Origin of the sequence: Streptomyces sp. SP18BB07 (assembly GCF_036322545.1) — a bacterium.
Lineage (GTDB): Bacteria > Actinomycetota > Actinomycetes > Streptomycetales > Streptomycetaceae > Streptomyces > Streptomyces deccanensis.
Map to the genome: position 1 here is coordinate 61242 of NZ_JAQYWT010000221.1, position 19246 is coordinate 80487.

General features: G+C 69.2%; 15 protein-coding genes and 1 pseudogene. 3 read left to right on the forward strand and 13 right to left on the reverse strand.

Translation table 11 applies throughout. From position 1 onward, the window contains the following. Positions 1-73: 73 nt before the first annotated feature. Positions 74-313, reverse strand: a complete 240-nt coding sequence (locus PUR53_RS05220) for a DUF805 domain-containing protein (protein WP_329907504.1) — start codon at positions 311-313, stop codon at positions 74-76. Positions 314-396: 83 nt separating this feature from the next. After that, on the reverse strand, positions 397-1839 hold the full coding sequence (locus tag PUR53_RS05225) for a helix-turn-helix domain-containing protein (protein ID WP_329907506.1): 1443 nt from the start codon (positions 1837-1839) through the stop codon (positions 397-399). A gap of 247 nt (positions 1840-2086) precedes the next feature. Here PUR53_RS05225 and PUR53_RS05230 point away from each other — a divergent pair, with 247 nt between their 5' ends. Beyond that, complete coding sequence (locus tag PUR53_RS05230; protein WP_329907507.1) at positions 2087-2875, forward strand: DUF4232 domain-containing protein; 789 nt, start codon at positions 2087-2089, stop codon at positions 2873-2875. Between the two features lie 25 nt (positions 2876-2900). Here PUR53_RS05230 and hemB read toward each other — a convergent pair whose 3' ends face one another. The 3 genes from hemB to PUR53_RS05245 all read right to left on the reverse strand — a co-directional run bounded on the left by hemB (position 2901) and on the right by PUR53_RS05245 (position 5253). Then, positions 2901-3893, reverse strand: coding sequence for a porphobilinogen synthase (gene hemB / locus PUR53_RS05235; protein WP_329907509.1), 993 nt, complete (start codon positions 3891-3893; stop codon positions 2901-2903). A 65-nt stretch (positions 3894-3958) separates the two neighbouring features. Then, complete coding sequence (locus PUR53_RS05240; RefSeq protein ID WP_275456720.1) at positions 3959-4309, reverse strand: hypothetical protein; 351 nt, start codon at positions 4307-4309, stop codon at positions 3959-3961. Beyond that, positions 4306-5253 carry a helix-turn-helix domain-containing protein gene (locus PUR53_RS05245; RefSeq protein ID WP_329907510.1) on the reverse strand — a complete coding sequence of 316 codons (948 nt, stop codon included), beginning with the start codon at positions 5251-5253 and terminating at the stop codon, positions 4306-4308. Before PUR53_RS05245 ends, PUR53_RS05240 begins: the two co-directional genes overlap by 4 nt. 342 nt (positions 5254-5595) lie before the next feature. Here PUR53_RS05245 and PUR53_RS05250 point away from each other — a divergent pair, with 342 nt between their 5' ends. Next, complete coding sequence (locus tag PUR53_RS05250; RefSeq protein WP_329907511.1) at positions 5596-6228, forward strand: hypothetical protein; 633 nt, start codon at positions 5596-5598, stop codon at positions 6226-6228. A gap of 134 nt (positions 6229-6362) precedes the next feature. Here the strand turns inward: PUR53_RS05250 and PUR53_RS05255 are convergent. Then, positions 6363-6741 (reverse strand): annotated as a pseudogene (locus PUR53_RS05255) (ATP-binding protein). On the opposite strand from PUR53_RS05255, the gene PUR53_RS05260 reads away from it, so the two are divergent. Then, positions 6641-6967, forward strand: coding sequence for a DUF397 domain-containing protein (locus PUR53_RS05260; protein ID WP_329907512.1), 327 nt, complete (start codon positions 6641-6643; stop codon positions 6965-6967). The pseudogene PUR53_RS05255 and the gene PUR53_RS05260 sit on opposite strands and share 101 nt — an antisense overlap. A gap of 56 nt (positions 6968-7023) precedes the next feature. Here the strand turns inward: PUR53_RS05260 and PUR53_RS05265 are convergent, their stop codons facing one another. The 7 genes from PUR53_RS05265 to PUR53_RS05295 all read right to left on the reverse strand — a co-directional run bounded on the left by PUR53_RS05265 (position 7024) and on the right by PUR53_RS05295 (position 19010). Then, positions 7024-8577 carry an HsdM family class I SAM-dependent methyltransferase gene (locus PUR53_RS05265; RefSeq protein ID WP_329907513.1) on the reverse strand — a complete coding sequence of 518 codons (1554 nt, stop codon included), beginning with the start codon at positions 8575-8577 and terminating at the stop codon, positions 7024-7026. Continuing rightward, entirely contained in the window at positions 8574-10019 is a 1446-nt protein-coding gene (locus PUR53_RS05270) for a restriction endonuclease subunit S (RefSeq protein WP_329907514.1), read from the reverse strand. Before PUR53_RS05270 ends, PUR53_RS05265 begins: the two co-directional genes overlap by 4 nt. Further along, positions 10016-13606, reverse strand: a complete 3591-nt coding sequence (locus PUR53_RS05275) for a DEAD/DEAH box helicase family protein (RefSeq protein WP_329907516.1) — start codon at positions 13604-13606, stop codon at positions 10016-10018. Before PUR53_RS05275 ends, PUR53_RS05270 begins: the two co-directional genes overlap by 4 nt. A 175-nt stretch (positions 13607-13781) precedes the next feature. Next, positions 13782-15548 carry a uroporphyrinogen-III synthase gene (locus tag PUR53_RS05280; RefSeq protein WP_329895161.1) on the reverse strand — a complete coding sequence of 589 codons (1767 nt, stop codon included), beginning with the start codon at positions 15546-15548 and terminating at the stop codon, positions 13782-13784. Continuing rightward, positions 15545-16504 (reverse strand): hydroxymethylbilane synthase, encoded by a 960-nt coding sequence (hemC, locus tag PUR53_RS05285; protein ID WP_329895160.1) that lies wholly within the window; start codon positions 16502-16504, stop codon positions 15545-15547. Before hemC ends, PUR53_RS05280 begins: the two co-directional genes overlap by 4 nt. Further along, positions 16501-18258, reverse strand: coding sequence for a glutamyl-tRNA reductase (locus PUR53_RS05290; RefSeq protein ID WP_329907518.1), 1758 nt, complete (start codon positions 18256-18258; stop codon positions 16501-16503). The genes hemC and PUR53_RS05290 overlap by 4 nt, the downstream gene beginning before the upstream one ends. Then, positions 18255-19010, reverse strand: a complete 756-nt coding sequence (locus PUR53_RS05295) for a redox-sensing transcriptional repressor Rex (protein ID WP_329895158.1) — start codon at positions 19008-19010, stop codon at positions 18255-18257. Before PUR53_RS05295 ends, PUR53_RS05290 begins: the two co-directional genes overlap by 4 nt. Positions 19011-19246: the final 236 nt, after the last annotated feature.

Here is a 19246-nt window from a genome sequence, read left to right on the forward strand (position 1 = left end):
CTCCCTGGGGAGTGGGGTCATTGAATGGTTCATTGAATGACCAACAACCTAACGCCCCAGGGGAGTTGCCGCCTCAGGGTTGTGCCGGATACACCTTCGGGTCGGGACCGTACTGGTTGGCGTCCCGCTGCCCCTCGGTGGCCGGGGCGAGGCTGAGGAGGAGCTGGGGCACCTGCGTGTCCAGGGCGAGACCGAGGAGGTACAGAGCGAGATAGATGAGCGAGCTGATCAGCGTGAACATCCAGTACTCCTGGCGACGCGCCCGCCCGCTGAAGACCGCGTACTTCTTGAGCACTTCGATGAACCAGTTCATGGCTTCCATCGAAAATTGGCATAAGTCCGCCCCGGAAATCGGGGCAGGCGCAGAACCTATGCCGATTGACGAGAACTCGTCAATCACATTGCGGTCTCGTCCTCGCTCTCCCCCAGAGTCGTCCCCTCCGGGACCCACTTCGGCCCGCCCAGCGGATACTCGTACGCCGGGCGCCCGTTGTTGCCGCTCGTCCGGAACGGCCGGCCGTCGTCGTCGTTCAGCGTCAGCGTGCCGCTGCGGGAACCGGCGGTCCACTCCAGCTCCAGGTACCAGCTGACGTAGTACGCGGAGGCGTCGGCGCTGACGTAGAACACCTCCGGGTCGGACTGGCTGACGGAGTAGGGGAAGTTCCTGCTGCCCGCCTTGGGCTGCACGGCCGGCCGCGCGGCGTCGAGGGCGACCGTGAAGGAGCGGGTCGGGACACCGGCCCCGCAGCCGACGCCGGGGTAGCCCATGGCGTAGTCGTTCCAGGCCAGGGGCGACCGCTTGTCGGTCATCCGGACCTTGAGCCCCCGTACGACGACGGTCTCCTCGCCGGTGCCCTGCACGGTGAGCGTCACAAACTGCTGCCCCGACGCCACCGCGCCCTCCGCCGACACCCAGGCCGGCGCGTCCTGCTCCAGCGGCGGCGGCCCGACCTCCGCCGGCGGCCGGTCGGCCAGATACCGCTGGGCGCAGGGTTCCTCCCAGGTGTACGGCTCCACCTTCACGTTCAGCGGCGCCGGAAGGGAGGCGTCCGCCCCTCCCGCGCCCGCACCACCGGGGCTGGTCGGGGTCTCGGCGGCCGAGGCTGCCGCCCCCTTGCCGTCGCCCTTCCCCTTCTTGCCGCCCGGCTCGCTCGCGGACACGGAGGGCGAGGCGCCGGTCGGTGAGGCGGAGCCCTTGCCGTCCTCCTCCTCACGGCCGCCGCCGCTGCTGCTGACGGACGCGGCACCGGCCGTACGCCCGGCCCCGCCCTCCTTCCCACCGGACGGCAGACTCATGGCGAGCGTCACCGCCCCGAGCACGGCGGCCACGGCCACCCCGGCGACCAGAGCGACCCGCGTACGCCGCCGAGCCGGCCCCCGCCGCGCTCCCCCACCGGACACCACATCACCGATCACGGTCTCCGAAACGTCGGGCTCCGCGGCCTCGGTGCCAGTGACCTTTGTGCCCGTGACCTCAGTCTCCGGAACCTCGGGCTCGACGGCAGCCGAGCCCAGCTCCGCCCCCGCCGAACTCCGCCCGCCCTCCGCCACCCCGCCGGAGTCACCCCCCTTGCGCCGGCGCATCGCGTCCGCGAGCACCCACGCCCGGTGGAGCTCGACCAACTCCTCCGGCGAGGCCTTGCAGAGGCGGGCCAGCCGCTCGACGGGGGCGTAGTCCGTCGGTACGGCGTCCCCGTTGCAGTACCGGTGCAGCGTCGACGTACTCATGTGGAGCCGCTTGGCGAGCACCCCGTAACTCAGCCCGGAGCGCTCCTTCAACTCCCGCAGCAGCTCGGCGAAATCGGCCCCCAGGCCGTTCGCGGTACCGCTCCCCGACACGTCTTCCTCCGTCCCTCACGTCCCGCGCGTCCCGTTCCGCGTTCCAGGGAAGGGACGTTCCCGCAGGTCAAAGCCCTCGTGAGCGTTCCAGCGTCCCTGATCGTCCGTCGACTGTGGCGGCCGGGACGGATCACCCCACAAGCTTTGGTCATCCAAGCACGCCGCTCCCGGCACACCGGTCGAGCGGCACGGCTTCGAGCACTTGTTCTCAGCCTTCTGCACTCGCTTCGTCCGAAAGGGACCTCTCATGCGCACGCTCCGCACCGCTCGCTCCGCCCGCACCGCCCGCACCGCCCGCCCCGCCCGTCTGCTCGCCGTGACGGGAGCGGCGCTCGCCGCCCTCGCCCTCACGGCGTGCGACAACGGCATGGGCGCGAGGGACGAGGGTGCTGCGGGCGGTTCGACCTCGACCTCGCAGAGCGCGGGCTCCTCGGGCTCGACCACCGGCGACACCGGCGGCACCGGCGGCACCGGCGGCACCGGCACGAACGGCGGCTCGGGCGCCGGGGGCTCCACGAGCACGGGCGGCGGCTCCACCACCGGCGGCACCACGGCCGACAAGGCCTCCTCGAAGGGCGGGACCACGGACGGCTCCTCCGACCCCGAGAACCGCGTCACGTGCAACGGCTCCAACACCACCGTCACCGCGCAGCCGGTGGCCCGCCCGCTCAACCACATGCTGATCACCGTCAAGAACACCGGTTCGAAGTACTGCGACCTCTACTACAACCCCACGGTCCGGTTCGGCGAGGCCCAGTCGGCGCCGCGCGTGATCGAGGAGTCGCAGCCGCAGGCCGTGGTGACCCTGGCCCCCGGCGAGTCGGGCTACGCGGGTGTCCTTCTCTCCGCCGCCGACGGCAGCGGCGGCGAGGGCACGACGGAGAAGAAGGTCGTCGTCTACTTCCAGGGCACCGAGGCCGGCAGCGACGCCGGCTCCCCCGCGTCGCCCGCCCTCCCGGCCAAGGGCGTCTACGTCGACAACTCGGTGGCCGTCACCTACTGGCAGTCGACCATGGAGGACGCCCTCCAGTACTGACCGGAAACGCCCTCCCGTACCGGACTCAGCGCAGCATGCGAGCCGCCTCGACGGCCCAGTAGGTCAGGATGTTCTGCGCACCCGCCCGCTTGATCCCCGTGAGCGTCTCCAGGACGGCCCGGTCACGGTCGATCCAGCCCTTCTCGGCGGCGGCCTCGACCATCGAGTACTCCCCGGAGATCTGGTACGCGACCACCGGCACGTCCACGGTGTCCGCGACCCGGGCGAGGATGTCGAGGTAGGGGCCGGCCGGCTTGACCATCACCAGGTCGGCGCCCTCCTCCAGATCGAGAGCGAGTTCGCGCAGCGACTCCCGGGCGTTGGCGGGGTCCTGCTGGTAGGTCTTGCGGTCCCCCCGCAGCGAGGAGCCGACGGCCTCCCGGAAGGGCCCGTAGAAGGCGGACGCGTACTTGGCGGTGTAGGCGAGGATCGCGACGTCCTCCCGCCCGATCTGGTCGAGGGCGTCCCTGACGACCCCGATCTGGCCGTCCATCATCCCGCTGGGCCCGACGACGTGCGCGCCGGCGTCGGCCTGCACCTGGGCCATCTCGGCATAGCGTTCCAGGGTCGCGTCGTTGTCGACGCGGCCCTGGTCGTCGAGGACTCCGCAGTGCCCGTGGTCGGTGGTCTCGTCGAGGCACAGATCGGACATGACGAGCAACTCGTCCCCGACCTCGGCCCGTACGTCCCGCAGGGCGACCTGCAGAATCCCGTCGGGATCGGTGCCGGGAGTCCCGAGCGCGTCCTTCTTCCCGTCCTCCGGCACCCCGAAGAGCATGATCCCGGAGACCCCGGCCTCGACGGCCTCCACGGCGGCCTTCTTCAGACTGTCCCGCGTGTGCTGCACGACCCCCGGCATCGCCGTGATCGGCACGGGCTCGCTGACACCCTCCCGCACGAACGCGGGCAGAATGAAGTCCGCCGGATGCAACCGTGTCTCGGCCACCATCCGCCGCATCACAGGCGTCGTACGAAGCCGGCGGGGCCGCGTACCGGGAAACGATCCGTACTTCGACATACACCTACGCTACGCCCGCGCCGCGGGCCCCTTTGCCAACACCCCGTCGGCAGCCGCGCCCCGCCCTACGCCCCCTGGACCCCACGCCCTGCATCGCGGGAGCCCCCGTCTTCCCGTACGACCCTCAGCACGGGCTCCGGCAGCGCGAACTCACCCAGATCGAACGCGGCGTCCCGCCAGTGCGCGGCCAAGTCCAGCAACTTCTGCGGGTCGTAGTCGACGGGCGGCCCGGGCTGGCAGGGCAGCAGCGGGTAGAGGACGGCGGCAGCGAACCGGACGCCCCACATGGCGGCCCCGGCATGCGGTTCCACACCTTCCTCCACCCCTTCCTGCTTCAGGTACTCCAGGGTGGCCGACGCCTCACGCAGGGTGTTGTACACCTGCACATAGGCGGCGTGGATCGTGTGGTCGGTCATGCGGCACTCCTCGGGAAGCCGGGTGGATCGGTCGGCCCCGCATCCGACTCAGCAGACACGGGCGGCTCAGCAGTCACGGGCGGCTCGGCAGACACAGGCGGTTCAGCGGTCTCGGACGGCTCGGGCAGTGCAGGCGGTACAGGCGAATTCAGGTCCTGCCGCCCCACAGCCCACTGGGTACGGCGCTCGCGTTCGGCGAGGCAATCCCGGCACCAGGTCCGCAACGGCGGTGGCAGCAGTTCACTCAGCCGGTAGGCAAGGAACCGTGCCGGATTCCTGAGGGGGACGGGAAGATCGGCCGTCATGGCGTGGTACACCGCCGCCGCGCTGGCCCCGTTGTCGAACCAGGCGGCGACGGTCGGAGCGAGACGGCGCACATCCTTCTGCGAGAGCGTGAACCGATCATCGGTCCGACGCAGCCCGACGAGCAGCGCGACAGCCTTGTCGTGGTGCTCACCGCGTTCCGACGACTCGGCGCCTGCGGCGGCCTCCGCCGCAGGCGGTACGACGGGAGCCACGGCACCGGAATCGCCTTCGACAGGCTCCTCCTCGACCACCACGTCCTCGACGGCCCGCGTGAGCGCCGGAGCGTTGTACGCGTACGTACGGGTGACCACGCGCCCCCCGTCGACCCGCTCCCGTACCCGCTCGATGTAACCGTGCGCCTCCAACTCCCGCAGGGCGAAGGCGATCCGGTCCCTGCCTTCCGTGAACCGCTCGGCCAGACTGCGAATGTCGGCGGAAGCACCCTCGGGCAGCGAGAGAATGTGCGTGCCGAGCCCGATGGCGGTCAACGACAGCTCACGATGCTGGGCGAGGTGGTTACCGATGATCGTGTACCAGTCGGGCTGGAACTCCTTGACGTGGGTGACACCGGAACGGGTGGCACTTTGCCGGTTACGGGACTGCGGGCGCACGGCGCCATTAGGCTTGGTCTCAGCCATGAGGGAAGGCCTTCACTTCTCCTCGGTGGTCAGGCCCTCGCACTGGGATTGCAGTCCCGGCGGGGGCCGTCGCATGTCTGCGGTTGTCAGCCCCGAGCCTGCCCGCCCAAACCTCCCCCGCGCCAGCCGAGTTGGCCCGTTTCACCCAGCCGAGTGACGAACACGGGGTTTGGTTTGGTTTGGAGGGTTTCTCTCCCAGGAGTTCTTACTTCTTTACGGCCCGCACCCCCGACGCACGCACGACCGGGACCAGCGTTTCCGGGCTCCGGTTTCGGCTTCGGGTCCGCGTAAGATCACCGTTCGAGGGGTGGTGGCATGCCCATGAGGAACTACCGGTGGTGCGTGGCGATCGCGGCGGCACTGCTGCTGGCCGGCTGTGGCGGTGGCGCGGAAAGCGACAGTTGGAACGGCAAGGCGGTGGCGCTCACGAAGGAACAGGTACGGGAGACGTTGCCGGATGGCGAGGCCATGGCGGGTTGGAAGGAGTCCTTTCGGCCCACGACCCTTGAGATGGACAAGCTCTCCCGTTCGGAGGCCTGCCCCATCAAGGGCAACGCGGGCTGCGAGAACTCCCGCTTCTTCGGCGTCTCGACTTTCCAGCATACCGAAAACGCCGCCACCGTCACCTTTCTGATCATCGCCTACGACAGCGAACAGGCTGCCCGCAAGGCGTACGACGTGCTCTGGGACGGCTACTACGGCAAGAAGGCGGGACAGCGGGCCAAGTCGTTCAGCCTCGGCCCGATCGGTGACGAGCGTGACGCCCGTTTCGGTTCTTCCGGCCACTTCGGTGAGCCCGGCGCCGTGACCCAGACCCGGGTCGGCACGACGCTGCTGTGGACGCTGGCGGGTTCCATGGACAAACACGAGAACGGCGTCAACGAGGACAGTGTCCGGGACCTGGCCACGGTGCTCGCCAAGCGGGCCCGACAGGCCCAGAACGGAAACGCGCCTTCCGCCACGCTCGAAGGCTGACCGGGCGGTGAGGAAACCACTTCACACCCGATGGGCCGGCTTCTTGCCCGCACCCGCGTCGGCGGACAACCACTTACCCACTGTGCCGCCCTCACCACCGCTGCCCGGGAATGGGCAACTGCACCGCAACGACTTCAGCAGTTGAGATCCAGCTCCGCCCAAACGGTCTTGGACGGCACCGGTCCGTGCGCCACACCCCACCGGTCCGCCAGTTCCTCCACCAGCAACAGCCCGTAGCCGTTCTCGCCCGGCGTTCCCCTGGTGACCGACGCACGGACGGGCAGGCAGTCACCACGGGTGTTCGGTCACCTCGATACGGAGTGCGCCGGACCGCGTGACAGCGAGGGTGAGGCGGAAGCTCCGACCGGGGACCCGGCCATGCGAGGCGGCATTGGCGGCGAGTTCGGCGACGATGAGCCGCGCCGGGTCCAACGGGAGCCCCCATGTGCGCAGTTGCTCTGTGGACAGAAGCCTGGCCAGGCGTGCCCCACGACGCGTGGCGGACAGCGGCACGGAGAACCGGTGGGGCGGGTCAGCAAAGGCGCCGGACCCGGCGGGCACGGTAGCGGAACTGCTGATAAAAATCAGCTACAGCGGTGCCAACACTCCTTCGTGCGTCGAAGTCACAGCCAGACCCGCCTCAATCCTCGTCCGCGACTCCAAGAACCCCCAAGGCCCTCGCCTCACCCTCTCACCACGCGCATGGACGACCTTCCTTCCGTACGCCTCCGGAAGCTGACGGACAAGACGCGCGGCTCCGCACCCGATTTCACGGATACGGGGCCGCACACACTGTCAGTCCGTGACCGGAGCTGCCTCCGTACTCTCGCCCTTGTCCCCACCCCGCGCCTGCTGCAACGTCTCCGCGATCGCAGCGAACTCCTCCAGCGCGGCCTGAAGGTCTTCGACGATCTCGGCTGCCAGCACCTCGGGCGCAGGCAGGTTGTCGGCGTCGTCAAGGCTGGGGTCGCGGAGCCAGGTGATGTCGAGGTTGGCCTTGTCGCGGGCGACGAGCTCCTCGTACGTGTACGCCTTGAAGCGTTCCGTCTCGACGCGCTTGGAGCGGTCCTCGTCGGGGCGGTAGCACTGGACGAAGTCCTCAAGGTGCGCCCGGGTGAGCGGGTTCTGCTTGAGAGTGAAGTGCTGGGCCGTACGGAAGTCGTAGACCCAGAGCTTCTCGGTCCAGGGCTGGTTGGGGCGGGCAGGCTTGCGCTCGAAGAAGAGCACGTTGGCCTTGACGCCGCCCGCGTAGAAGATCCCGGTGGGCAGGCGCAGCAGCGTGTGCACGTCGTACTCGTTCAGCAGCCGCCGCCGGATGGTCTCACCGGCTCCGCCCTCGAAGAGCACGTTGTCGGGAACGACGACGGCGGCCCGCCCGTGAATCTCCAGCAGCGAGGCGATGTGCTGGACGAAGTTGAGCTGCTTGTTGGTCGTGGTGACCCAGAAGTCGCGCCGCTCGTAGGCGATGGCCTCGCGGGCTGCGGAGCCATCGTCGCCGTAGACGGTGATGGACGACTTCTTGCCGAAGGGCGGGTTGGCGAGCACCAGGCTCGCGCGCTTGTCGGGCGGGGCGGCGAGGGCGTCCTTGGTGCGGACGAGGGCGGGTCCGGTGGGCTGACCGATGCCGTGGAGGAAGAGGTTCATCGCGGCGAGACGGGCGGTGTTCCGCACCAACTCGGTGCCCCAGATGCCGCCGCTGCTGAGGTGTTTGCGCTGCTCGGGGGTGAGCTGGTTGCCATATTCCTGGAGGATGTACTCGGCGGCGGCGAGCAGGAAGCCGGCGGTTCCGCAGGCGGGGTCGGTGATCGTGTCGTCGGGCGTGGGCCGAACGCAGTCGATGATGGCCTGGATCAGGGGACGCGGCGTGAAGTACTGCCCCGCACCCGATTTGATGTCCTCGGCACCCCGTGACAGCAGCTCCTCGTAGGCGTCCCCCTTGATGTCGGTCTTCTGACCGGACCAGTTCTCCTTGTCGATCAGGTCCTTGACGAGGCGCTTGAGCTTGGCGGGGTCGTGGATGCGGTTACGGGCCCCGTTGAAGATGAGGTGGAAGGTGGTGCCGGAACGCTGGGCACCGAGGTCTTCCAGCAGCTCCGCGTAGGCGACTTCGAGCGCGGCGCCATCGTTCTTCAGCAGTTCGGGCCAGCCCCGGTTCTCCCAGACCGACCCCTCGGGCATGATCTGCTCGCGGAACATCGGGGGGCGGGACTGCGCCTCGTGAGCCATCTTGAGGAACACAAGAAGCGTCAACTGCTCGACGTAGTCGATGGTGGAGACACCGTCGTCCCGCAGGACATGGCAGTAACTCCAGAGCTTGTCGACGAGCCGACGAGCCTCGATCTTGGTCACGATGAAATCTCCATGTCAAGAGCAGTCTGTTCGCCGGTGAGTGGTGAGCCCAGCACGGCAGGCGGCGCGGGAAGCGGGGTACGGCGGTCGGCTCGTTGCGCCGGTGGCCTGCGAGGGGATCGCCGCTTCTGCGGCGCGGCGGCCTTCCGCTCCGCGCGAATGGAGGCCAGCAAGGCGTCTGCTGGCTCGTCGCCGAGGTCCTGGGCGACGAGGCACCCAGCGAACGCGTCCCGGAGCAGCGCGGCACGCAGAAGCATGGGCTTGGCGCTGACCGTCATCTTTTCCGCCCTGTCCAGGCTGTCGAAGATTTCGTCCAGACGTGCCACCATTCTGCGCTGTTCCGCCTTTCCGGGAACCGGAATTTTGAGGTCGCGCAGGTCGGGATTGTTGATCTGCGGGACATTCGAGCCGTCGGCCAGGCCCTGCAGATCAATCGTCTGGAACCAGTACCACAGGTAATCTGGTTCAAGTCGACTTCCCGGGACGATACCCATGGTGTTCAGATCAAAGGCGCCAGCCACACCGGTGACCCGCTTCTTGTTGGTGAAGATCGCGCCACCTCGCTTGGGAATCAGCACAGTTCCAGCCGGTTGGACCTTCAGGCCACCGCGCGCCGCATCCTCACTTTTCACATATGTGCGAGACCGATTCAACAATCGACCATCGGATCCGTTCATGTCGCCCACCTTCCAGAAGGGGACAGAGGTATCCGACGCAGTCTCGTCGAATGTGACCGCACCCCTTCGGGGAGTTTGACCACTTTGAATCCTGGCCACGTCTTCCAGGCGTTCAACCACGCATCCGCGCGCCATCGAGGCATCCAGACCGAAGAACTCATCCAGGATGGATCTGCGCGCCGCCTTCACGCGGTCGCCAATGCTACGCAGCGCATGCCGGGCACCTTCAAGACGGCTCAACTGCTCCTCGAGGCTCGCGACAATACGGCGCTGCTCCGCAGCAGGCGGGACAGGAATACGAATTTTCGCCAGGTTCTTGCGGGAGATCCTCTTCCGAGTGGACCCACTCTCGAACGGCTTAAGGCGCTCCCGGAACTGCGGAGAGTTGACGAAATGCATCAACCATTGGCGATTTACGTTCACGCTCGGCCTAACAATGCATACATCAACGACGGTCACCGCCCGGCGACTCCCCCCGGGGTAGATGCAAGCACGACCGAGAGGGTCTGGCATCCGCGCGATGAGGATATCACCTGGGGCAAGAAGCGTACAATTGAGCTGTTCGGCCTTTTCCAGCGTCAGAGACCTATTACTGCGATTGCGAAATTCCCCGTCGCCGATGTCGGCCAACTGAACGAGTCGCACTTCGCCTGCCGGATCCTGGTCCTTGCTTTCCACCCAGTCTCCGTCACTGAACACCCCTGTCGAATCAATCAGATCACCGATGGTGGCCTCGGACCATCCTGTGGGAATATCCCCGCTCACGCACCCAACTCCCGTCCCAGCTCATCCAAAATCTCAGCCCCCCGATCCGCCCCGAATTCCCGAAGGAACCCGTCCACGCCCCCGCGCTCGATGAAGGGTACGTCCTTCAAATGCTCGGGCTCGATCGCCGCATCCGTGGCAATGACGTCCACCATCCGGTCCAGCCACCACACCTGGTCCGCCGTGAAATCCGCCCCCGCCTGCTCCTGCCGGGCCTGCCACGCCGCGTACCGTTCCTCCACCAGCGCACGGTACGGCCGTACCTCCTGGTCCAGGCCCAGCTCGAAGCGCAGCAACCCCACCAGATCGACCACGCCCGCCGCGCCCCGCGGATGCCGAGCCGCCTTGCCGAGCTGTACGTACGCGTCGTACAGCCGTGCCGGAGTCCACTGGAACGGGGGGCGCTCGATCTTCCGTGCGAGGTCCCGCAGTCGCCGGTAGACCTCCTTCGGGTCACGTCGCTCGCTGAACGCGATGTTGAACGCGGCGATCTCGTCCTGGTTGTCCTTCAGGTACTGCTGCCAGGAGGTCACCCGCCGGATCGCCAGCTCGTCCGCCGTGATGCCGCGCGCCTCCTTCACCTCGTCGACGCTGACCTCGTCTATGACGATGTCGTGGGCGCGGCGCATCGACATCAGCCGATCCCTCAGCTCCCGGTTCGAGGCGATCGGCTTGAGCGCCTCCAGCATGTCCTGCCGCACCTGCTCCTGGCCGCCGATCCGCCGCGCCCTCTCCTGCTGGTCAGGATCGACGGACCGGACCAGGCCGCCGACGATCTCCTGAAGCGGCTGGCCGGCCAGTTCCTCGACCTCCTCCCGCTCCTCGGGAGTGAGCTGCCGGTCAAGGCGGGCCAGGCGCCCCGCCAACGTGGCGACCTCGTCCTCCGTCATCGCCAGCCCGGCCGTCTTGGCCATCAACCGCTCCAGCGGGATCTTCCGTTCGGAGAGCCGGTTGAGCGGGCGGGCGTCCACGCGGGGCGAGTCCGTGACACCGACCGCGTCGACGATCACGAACCGTTCCTTGACCTCGGCGTCCGGCGTGACCGCCTGGAACTCGGCCGGGTCGACCGTCCGCGAACCCCTCCCCTTCATCTGCTCGAAGTACGCCCAGCTCTTGACGTCCCGCAGGAAGAAGACGCACTCCAGCGGCGGGATGTCAGTCCCCGTGGCGATCATGTCCACGGTCACGGCGACACGCAGCTCGGGGCTGTTCCGGAACGCCTTGATCAGCTCGGCGGGCCGCTTGGCCGCGTGCGTGATCTTCGTACAGAAGTCGTCGCTCTCGCCGAACACCTGGCGCACCATCTGCACGATCTCGTCGGCGTGGTTGTCGTCCACGGCGAAGATCAGCGTCTTGGGCACATGCGTACGAGCCAGCTGGATCTCACCCTCCCCCACCGGCGGGAAGATGTCCGTGAACAGGTGCTGCCGGAAGGTCTCGATGACGAGCTTCAGCTGCCCCTTGCTGATGACCTGGCGGCCCAGCTGGGCGGCCTTCCACTCCAGGTCCTCCTCCAGCTCCTGGTACCGCTCCCGCCGGGTCTTGCGCTCACGCATCGGAACGACCGTCTCGGCGGGAATGACGCCCCCGTTCTCCCCCAGCTCCGTACGGATACGGAAGACGTCGAAGTCGACGTTCACCCCGTCCGCGACGGCCTGCTCGTACGGGTACTCGCTGACCAGGTTCTGGAAGAAGAACCCGAAGGTCTGCGCGACCGGCGTGGCGGTCAGCCCCACCAGATGCGCGTCGAAGTACTCCAGCACCGCCCGCCACTTGCCGTAGATGGAGCGGTGGCACTCGTCGACGACGATGAGGTCGAACGACTCCGGCGGCAGTGCCGCGTTGTAGCCGATCTCCACCGGCTCGTCGACGAGGTCGTAGCGATCCAGCGCCTCGTTGTTGTCGTCCGCGCTCGGCACCGCCTGGCCCGTCAGTGCCATCCACAGCCGCTGCACGGTCGACACCACCACGTGCGCGGAGCCCAGGACGGTGTCTCCGGCCATGCGCTGGACGACGTACAGCTCGGTGAACTTGCGGCCGTCGTCCGGGGTGTCGAAGTTCTCGAACTCGGTGGCGGCCTGGGTGCCCAGGTTGTTGCGGTCGACGAGGAACAGAACGCGCTTGGCGCCCGCGTGCTTGAGGAGCCGGTAGCTCTCGCTGACCACCGTGTACGTCTTACCGGCACCGGTCGCCATCTGAATCAGGGCACGCGGGTCGTCCTTGGCGAGGGACCGCTCAAGGCCCTCGATCGCTTTGAGCTGCGCGGGACGCAGCGGGTCCGGGTCGAGGAACGTCTGCGGCAGGCGGCGCATCCGGGCCCGCAGAGTCGGCGCCGTCGGGTCGGCCTCTGCCTCGTCGATCCAGCGGGCGATCGTCTCCGGCTGGTGCACGGCGAAGATTTCACGCGTACGCGGGGCGGGGTCGAGTGCGTTGTGGAAACGGACGGTGTTGCCGTCGGCCACGTAACGGAAGGGCAGGCTGGCACGCCAGGCGCTCAACTGCTGGCTGCGGGTCAGCCCGGTGGCGTAGCGGGCGGCCTGCCGCATGGCGGCCTCCAGGTCGGCGCCCTCCCGTTTGGCCTCTATGACCCCGACGAGGCGCTGGTCGACGTAGAGAAGGTAGTCGGCACGGCCGACGGCGGTGGACACCTCCCGGACCGCAACGCCCCGACCCGCGAACAGATTCTTGGCGCTGTCGTCCTGGACGACCCAGCCGGCCTTCTCAAGAATGCGGTCCAGTTCGTCACGGACCTGTGCCTCGCTCATCGGCGGACGGGCCGCCTTCTGGGCGTATGCGATGAACTCGTCGCGCCGCGAGGCACCGTCCAGCGGTCGGGCGGCAGATCGCGAGTCCAGCGCCGGAGCCGTCAGCTCCGTGATTTTGTCGCTCAGCTCGGCGATCACGTCATGCAGAGCAGCGCGCTCGGCTTCGGCGCGGGCCAGCTCCGCCTCCGCCTGCTCACGGGCGGCCTGTTCACGCTCCAGCCGGTTCTGCTTGCCGTCGTAGCGGAGCCGGGCCTCCTCCAGCTTGCGGCGATACGCATCGAGTTCGGTGCGGAGCTGCTCCAGCTCCTGGGCGTCGGCGGCCGTCTCAGGGGCGGGAGGAGCCGACGAGGGCGCGGGGGCAAGGAAGACGCGGTGCGTTGTGTCGGTCTGGTCGAGGGAGCGGTGCAGCCAGTCACCGAGCCGGAAGCAGGCCTCAACCGCCTGAAGCGCGGCACGCACGTTGGCGTAGTACTCGTGGACCGCTCGGTTGCCCGTCGTGCGGATTCCCTCGAACCACGCACCCACCTGCGGAACGAGCACCCCCGCCCTGGTCAGGGCATTGATGCGGTCGACCTGCCTGTTGCCCGGAACGGTGAGGTTGACCAGAGTGACCAGGTGCTTGGCCATGATCTCGCCGAACAGACGAGCCTTCACCATGGCCGCGTGCGGATCGGTATGGACGTACGACTCCGCCGCGCAGCCCAGCGTCACCAGTAAAGGCTCGTGCCCGATCAGGTGGCCGAAGTTGGACGAGCCCGCGGCGAGCCGCCTGACCTGCTCGTCGTCGCCACCAGCCGGGTTGCCCGCCGTTCCGATCGTCATCTGTTCCCCACGTTTTCGCGTTCAGGCCATGAGCAAAGCCTTACAGGCTCACATGAACGCGCATGCGACGCAAGGGAATTGCGCGAGAAATCCGGAGCCCCGCGACGGAAGAGGCGCCCACCCACACAAGGGGCGGCAGCCAACAGCAGCCACCGCCCCTCTCCCCGCCTTCACCTCAGGTCGTCGACCGCCGCCGCCGCGCCCCCGGCCGCCGCTCGCTCGGCCGAGTCACGGGATCCCCCGCCTCCACCGCGGCAGCCCGTCGCCGCAGCCCGAAGTCCGCCAGTGCCTCGGCCAGCTTGTGGACGGACGGCTCCGGGGCCATCACATCCACCCGCAGCCCGTGCTCCTCCGCGGTCTTGGCCGTCGCGGGCCCGATACAGGCGATCACCGTCACGTTGTGCGGCTTCCCGGCGATACCCACCAGGTTCCGCACGGTGGAGGACGAGGTGAACAGCACCGCGTCGAATCCACCGCCCTTGATGGCCTCACGGGTCTCCGCCGGCGGCGGCGACGCGCGCACGGTCCGGTACGCCGTGACGTCGTCGACCTCCCACCCGAGCTCGATCAGCCCGGCGACCAGCGTCTCCGTGGCGATGTCGGCCCGCGGCAGGAACACCCGGTCGATCGGGTCGAAGACCGGGTCGTACGGCGGCCAGTCCTCCAGCAGCCCGGCCGCGCTCTGCTCACCGCTCGGCACCAGGTCCGGCTTCACGCCGAAGGCGATGAGCGCCTTGGCGGTCTGCTCCCCGACCGCCGCGACCTTGATCCCGGCGAAGGCACGGGCGTCGAGCCCGTACTCCTCGAACTTCTCCCGCACCGCCTTGACGGCGTTGACCGAGGTGAACGCGATCCACTCGTAGCGGCCGGTCACGAGCCCCTTCACGGCCCGCTCCATCTGCTGCGGCGTGCGCGGCGGCTCGACCGCGATCGTCGGCACCTCGTGCGGTACGGCCCCGTACGAGCGCAGTTGGTCGGAGAGCGAGGCGGCCTGCTCCTTCGTGCGCGGCACGAGGACCCGCCACCCGAAGAGCGGCTTGCTCTCGAACCACGACAGCTGGTCGCGCTGGGCCGCGGCGGAACGCTCACCGACCACGGCTATCACCGGCCGGCCGCCCTCCGGCGAGGGCAGCACCTTGGCCTGCTTCAGCGTCGGCGCGATCGTGCCGAGCGTCGCGGTCCAGGTGCGCTGCCGGGTCGTGGTACCCGCGACGGTCACCGTCATGGGCGTGTCCGGCTTGCGGCCGGCGGCGACCAGTTCGCCCGCCGCCGCGGCCACGGTCTCCAGCGTCGCCGAGACCACGACCGTCCCGTCGGACACCCCGACCTCCGCCCAGCAGCGGTCGGACGCCGTGCGCGCGTCGACGAACCGGACGTCCGCGCCCTGCGCGTCCCGCAGCGGCACACCGGCGTACGCGGGCACACCCACGGCCGCCGCCACGCCCGGGACCACCTCGAACGGCACGCCCGCGGCGGCGCACGCCAGCATCTCCTCGGTGGCGTACGTGTCGAGCCCGGGGTCCCCGGACACCGCACGCACGACCCGCTTGCCGCCCCGCGCGGCCTCCATGACAAGATGTGCCGCATCCCGCACAGCGGGTGCACCAACGGTTGTTGACGCGCCGTCAACAACCGTCAGCTGAGGCGTGCCTGTGCCCGAAAACGTATCCGCTGAAGTAGCCGCGGAAGAGGCAGAGGCAGTAGGTGAGGACGCCGCGGTCAGTGCCGACGGCGGCGGGCTCGAGTCGGTGTCCAGTAGGGCGACGCCGGCACGGGCATGCGTACGCACCACGTCGAGCACGTCGTGCTCGGCGATGAGAACGTCCGCGTTCGCCAGTGCCTCGACGGCGCGAAGTGTCAGCAGTCCCGGATCCCCGGGTCCGGCACCGAGGAAGGTGACGTGACCGTGGTCCGGACCGGCGGGAAGGGTGGTGGGGCTCAATGTGCTCGCTCCCCCATCAGACCGGCCGCGCCCTTAGCGAGCATCTCGGCGGCGAGTTCACGGCCGAGCGCCATTGCTTGGTCGTGCGTCTCGGGCACGGGACCGGTGGTGGACAGCTGCACCAGCGTCGAGCCGTCGATCGTGCCGACGACGCCGCGCAGGCGCATCTCCTTGACAATCTGCCCGTCGGCCAGCAGGTCGGCGAACGCACCCACAGGTGCGCTACAACCGGCCTCCAGGGCGGCGAGCAGGGACCGCTCGGCGGTCACGGCGCCCCGTGTGTACGGGTCGTCGAGCCCGGCGAGCGCGGCGATCAATTCCGCGTTGTCCGCGGCACATTCGATCGCCAGTGCCCCCTGGCCGGGGGCGGGCAAAACGGTGTCGACCGAGAGGAAGTCGGTCACTTCGTCACTCCGTCCGATCCGGTTCAGTCCGGCGGCGGCCAGGACCACTGCGTCCAGCTCGCCCTTCCGTACGTATCCGATCCGCGTGTCGACGTTCCCGCGGATCGGCACCGTCTCGATCGTGAGCCCGTGGCTGCGCGCGTACGCGTTCAGCTGGGACATGCGCCGGGGCGAACCGGTGCCGACGCGGGCGCCCGCGGGGAGCTGCTCGAACGTCAGTCCGTCCCGGGCGATCAGGACGTCGCGCGCGTCCTCGCGCACCGGCACGGCGGCCAGCGCCAGGCCGTCCGGGTGCGTGGTCGGCAGGTCCTTGAGGGAGTGCACGGCGAAGTCGACCTCGCCGCGCAGCAGCGCCTCGCGCAGCGCCGTGACGAACACGCCCGTGCCGCCGATCTGCGCCAGCTGCTCCCGGGAGACGTCGCCGTACGTCGTGATCTCCACGAGTTCGACGGGCCGCCCGGTCAGCCGGCGGACCGTGTCCGCCACCTGCCCGGACTGGGCCATGGCGAGTTTGCTCCGCCTGGTCCCCAGCCTCAGTGCCTGGTCACTCATGATCGCCCTCGGTTCTCGGCGTCGTTCTCTGAAGTGCTGCTGTCCTCGGCCCGGGACACGGCCGCGACCGTCTCCTGGTCCAGGTCGAACAGGGTGCGCAGCGCGTCCGCGTACCCGGCGCCGCCCGGCTCGGCCGCGAGCTGCTTGACCCGTACGGTCGGGGCGTGCAGCAGCTTGTCGACGACGCGCCGCACGGTCTGGGTGATCTCGCCGCGGTGCTTGTCGTCGAGGCCCGGCAGCCGGCCCTCCAGGCGGGCGATCTCGCCGGCGACGACATCGGCGGCCATGGCACGCAGCGCCACCACGGTCGGTGTGATGTGCGCGGCCCGCTGAGCGGCGCCGAAGGCGGCCACCTCGTCCGAAACGATCCTCCGCACCAGGTCGACGTCGGAGGCCATCGGCGCGTCGGCGGAGACCTCGGCGAGCGACTCGATGTCGACCAGCCGCACCCCGGCCAGCCGGTGCGCGGCGGCGTCGATGTCCCGGGGCATCGCCAGGTCCAGCAGCGCCAGCACGGGCGCGGGCCGGGGCACCTCGACGACGGGCTCGGGCCGGCGCAGCTCGGTGATCCGCCCGGTGACGGCGACGGTCGCGACGAGCGCGGCGATCAGCTCGGCGTCGGCGGCGGGCGTACGCGCGGTCTCACGCTCCGGCGTACGACGGCTCGCGCGCCGGTCCACGGTGGCGTTGTCGACCCAGGCCGCGTGCTGCTCCAGGGTGGCCGCGTCCATCCCGGCCACCGCGGCCTCCCCGAGCACGGAGAAGCCGCCGCCCTGCACGGCGGGCAGGTCGAGGGGGCAGTCGTCGTCGCTGCCGAGGGAGGTGGGCGGCAGGACCGGCCGTACGTCGGTGCGCGACTCGGTCTCCGCGGGGAGCGCGCCCTCGGGCACCCGGCCCGCGACGGCCGCGGCGACCATCTCGGCGGTCAGGACCAGGCCCGTGGCGCCCGTGCAGGAGATGGCGACGTCCGCACGTGTCAGCTCGTCCGGCACCGATTCCATCGGGACCGCGCGGGCCAGCGCCTCCGTTCCGCCCTGCCCCGTCAGGCTCTGCCCGTACTGCTCTTCGAGCAGGTGAGCGAGGCGCTCGGCCCGGTCGTACGTCCGGTTGGCGATCACGATCTCGCCGACGCCGGCCCGTGCGAGGGTCGCGGCGGCCAGCGAGGACATCGACCCGGCGCCGATCACGACGGCCCGCTTGCCCCGGGCCCAGCCCACGACGTCCGTACCGCCGGTGAACTGCTCCAGGCCGAAGGTCACCAGCGACTGCCCGGCCCGGTCGATCCCGGTCTCGGAGTGGGCCCGCTTGCCGACCCGCAGGCTCTGCTGGAACAGGTCGTTCAGCAGCCGCCCTGCGGTGTGCAGCTCCTGCGCGCGGGCCAGCGCGTCCTTGATCTGTCCGAGGATCTGCCCCTCGCCGACGACCATGGAGTCGAGTCCGCAGGCCACGGAGAACAGATGGTGGACGGCCCGGTCCTCGTAGTGCACGTACAGATACGGGGTGATCTCGTCGAGCCCCACCCCGCTGTGCTGAGCGAGCAGCGTGGACAACTCGGCGACGCCCGCGTGGAACTTGTCCACGTCGGCGTACAGCTCGATGCGGTTGCAGGTGGCGAGGACGGCGGCCTCCGTGGCCGGCTCGGCGGCGACCGTGTCCTGAAGCAACTTGATCTGCGCGTCCAGGGACAGCGCGGCCCGCTCCAGCACGCTCACCGGAGCGCTGCGGTGACTCAGTCCGACGACCAGAAGGCTCATGCCGGCATCACGGCGGGGACATCCCCGTCGGGCCCTTTCCCGGACTCCTTGGGAGCCAGCGGTACGGCACCGTCCGCGGCCGCTGCCTCCTCGCCGGCCTTGCGCTGCTCGTGGAAGGCGAGGATCTGCAGCTCGATCGAGAGGTCCACCTTGCGGACGTCGACCCCGTCCGGCACGGAGAGGACGGTCGGCGCGAAGTTCAGGATCGAGGTGATCCCGGCGGCGACCAGCCGGTCGCACACCTGCTGGGCGGCACCGGCGGGGGTGGCGATCACACCGATGGACACGCCGTTGTCGTCGATGATCTTTTCCAGCTCGTCCGTGTGCTGGACCGGGATACCCGCGACCGGCTTCCCCGCCATCGCCGGATCGGCGTCTATCAGCGCGGCCACCCGGAATCCACGGGAGGCGAACCCGCCGTAATTCGCCAGCGCGGCGCCGAGATTACCGATACCGACGATCACGACCGGCCAGTCCTGGGTCAGCCCCAGCTCACGCGAGATCTGGTAGACGAGATACTCGACGTCGTAGCCCACACCCCGGGTCCCGTACGAGCCCAGGTACGAGAAGTCCTTGCGCAGCTTCGCGGAGTTGACCCCCGCGGCGGCCGCCAGTTCCTCGGATGAAACGGTGGGTACCGAGCGCTCCGACAGCGCGGTCAGGGCACGGAGGTACAGCGGAAGCCTGGCGACGGTGGCCTCGGGAATCCCTCGGCTACGGGTCGCCGGTCGGTGAGTTCGGCCAGTTGCCACGGTGCTCCTGCGGGTAGAGCGGGGCTGCGGGCGGTCATGCGTCCCCAGACCGCCCCGTCGACAGCAGGCTATGTCTTTGTGAACGCGTGCACAAAGATGGTGTCCGATTTGCCCGGCCAACGTGACCGGGGTCACGCACGCCCGACGCACGCGTGCGGAACCGACACACACGTGCCGTCGTTCCTCACCTGACGCCTTGCATGACGGGGGCAAAACCGCACACTCTCCTCACGAAT

What these genes read in the sequence shown, in the direction of transcription:
- PUR53_RS05260 (WP_329907512.1), top strand. Translation starts at nt 6,641, where the DNA reads ATGAGCCGCGCCGGGTCCAACGGGAGCCCCCATGTGCGCAGTTGCTCT.
- PUR53_RS05245 (WP_329907510.1), bottom strand. Translation starts at nt 5,253, where the DNA reads ATGGCTGAGACCAAGCCTAATGGCGCCGTGCGCCCGCAGTCCCGTAAC.
- PUR53_RS05275 (WP_329907516.1), bottom strand. Translation starts at nt 13,606, where the DNA reads ATGACGATCGGAACGGCGGGCAACCCGGCTGGTGGCGACGACGAGCAG.
- hemB (WP_329907509.1), bottom strand. Translation starts at nt 3,893, where the DNA reads ATGTCGAAGTACGGATCGTTTCCCGGTACGCGGCCCCGCCGGCTTCGT.
- PUR53_RS05220 (WP_329907504.1), bottom strand. Translation starts at nt 313, where the DNA reads ATGAACTGGTTCATCGAAGTGCTCAAGAAGTACGCGGTCTTCAGCGGG.
- PUR53_RS05240 (WP_275456720.1), bottom strand. Translation starts at nt 4,309, where the DNA reads ATGACCGACCACACGATCCACGCCGCCTATGTGCAGGTGTACAACACC.
- PUR53_RS05230 (WP_329907507.1), top strand. Translation starts at nt 2,087, where the DNA reads ATGCGCACGCTCCGCACCGCTCGCTCCGCCCGCACCGCCCGCACCGCC.
- PUR53_RS05290 (WP_329907518.1), bottom strand. Translation starts at nt 18,258, where the DNA reads ATGAGCCTTCTGGTCGTCGGACTGAGTCACCGCAGCGCTCCGGTGAGC.
- hemC (WP_329895160.1), bottom strand. Translation starts at nt 16,504, where the DNA reads ATGAGTGACCAGGCACTGAGGCTGGGGACCAGGCGGAGCAAACTCGCC.